The sequence below is a fragment of the Deltaproteobacteria bacterium genome (genome assembly GCA_009930495.1).
In the GTDB taxonomy this organism is placed as follows: domain Bacteria; phylum Desulfobacterota; class Desulfovibrionia; order Desulfovibrionales; family Desulfomicrobiaceae; genus Desulfomicrobium.
This window is the reverse complement of the sequence record RZYB01000353.1, coordinates 1-1,667: the sequence shown is the minus strand read 5'-3', so window position 1 is coordinate 1,667 and position 1,667 is coordinate 1. Positions and strand designations below refer to the sequence as shown.

2 protein-coding genes are annotated in these 1,667 nt (G+C 59.4%); both read right to left on the bottom strand.

Features of this window, described 5'->3' with window-relative positions:
- Nucleotides 1-374: saccharopine dehydrogenase family protein (locus tag EOL86_14610; GenBank protein NCD26804.1), on the bottom strand; the 374-nt coding region annotated here is incomplete at its 3' end.
- A gap of 33 nt (nucleotides 375-407) precedes the next feature.
- Nucleotides 408-1,667, bottom strand: a 1,260-nt coding sequence (speA, locus tag EOL86_14605; protein NCD26803.1) for a biosynthetic arginine decarboxylase, incomplete at its 5' end; no start/stop codon positions are given.

Below are 1,667 nucleotides of genomic sequence, written 5' to 3'. Positions count from 1 at the left end.
TAGGCCCACTGCCATTTGTACTCGAACTTGGCCTCGTCCAGGGGCTCGTAATTGGCCGTGTCCAGATAATCCACGCCCGTTTCCAGGCAGGCGTCCATGAGGGCCAGATCCTGATACGGCAGCGCGACATTGAGGACCAGCTTGGGGCCAAAGGATTTGATGAGGGCCACGGTCTCGGCGACGTTGTCGGCATCGAGCGCGGCGGTCTGGATGGTCCGCCCGGTCCTCTCCCTGACCGACGCGGCGATGGCGTCGCACTTGGACTTGGTCCGACTGGCCAGCATGATCTCCGTGAACACCTCCGGAACCTGGGCGCATTTATGGGCCACCACATGGCCAACACCGCCAGCACCAATAATAAGAACCTTGGACATGACATTCCTCCTTACAATGGCTGTGGTTTCGGATTACAAACCGGTCACGGTTCCGTCGCAGGCGTCGGAACCACAGTCCCGATCCGCGTTCAAATAGGTGTAGCCGCGCAGCCCCCGCTCATAGGCGCGCATGATCATGAAACGCTCCTGAGGGCTGATCTTGCCCTGGCGCACGCCCTGCTCCGCCACCTTGCGGAAATTCTCCAGAACCTGCTTGGGCTCGAACTCCACATAAGAAAGGACATCGGCCACGCTGTCCCCTTCCAGCTCGCGGATCAGGTCGTAGGTGCCGTCCTCATTGATACGCACACTGACCACGTTGGTATCGCCGAAAAGGTTGTGCAGGTCGCCCAGGGTTTCCTGATAGGCCCCGACCAAAAAACCGCCCAGGTAATACGGTTCGCATGGCTTGAGCGCATGCAGCTCAAGGACGCGCTTGACGCCGTGGATGTCGATGAAATTGTCCAGCTTGCCGTCGCTGTCGCAGGTGATGTCGGCCAAAATGGCCTGCTCGCTGGGGAACTCCTCCAACCGGTGCACGGGCATGATCGGAAAAAGATGCCCGATGGCCCAGGCGTCGGGCAGGGACTGGAAGACGCTCATATTGCAATAGTAGATGCTGGCCAGAGCCAGATCGATATCCTTCAGGGCTGAGGGCGGGTTTTTCATCTCCGGCATTTTTTCGGCGATACTGCGGATCACGGCCCAAAAAATGATATCGCTCACGGCCCGCTGCCTGAGACTGCACTGGCCCAGTCGAAACAGCTGACGGATCTGGTCGCGGTAATAAATGGCGTCGTTATAGCATTCCTGCAGGTTCTTCAGCGACAGGGAATTGTAGACCTCGAGCAGGTTATGGACGGCCTCGGGATCATCCTCGGTCAGGGCCGTGGGCACGACGCGGTCCTCCAGGCGGCTCACGTCCATAACATTGAAGAGCAACACCGAATAATAGGCCACCGTGGCCCGGCCGGACTCGGTCAGGATGTGCGGATGCGGCAACTCGTGCTCGTCCACCGTGGCCATGACCGACTCCACGATATCCGTGCAATACTCTTCCAGGGTGTAGTTGCGGCTGCTGGCATAATTGGTGTGCGAGCCGTCGTAATCCACGGCCAGGCCGCCGCCCAGGTCCAGAAAGCCCATGGCGCAGCCTTCCTTGGCCAGCTCGGCGTACATGCGCGCGGCCTCGTGCACGGCGGTACGGATGTCACGGATGTTGGGAATCTGGGAACCCAGATGAAAATGCAAAAGCTGCACGCAATCAAGCATGTTCTCGGCGCGCATGAGGTC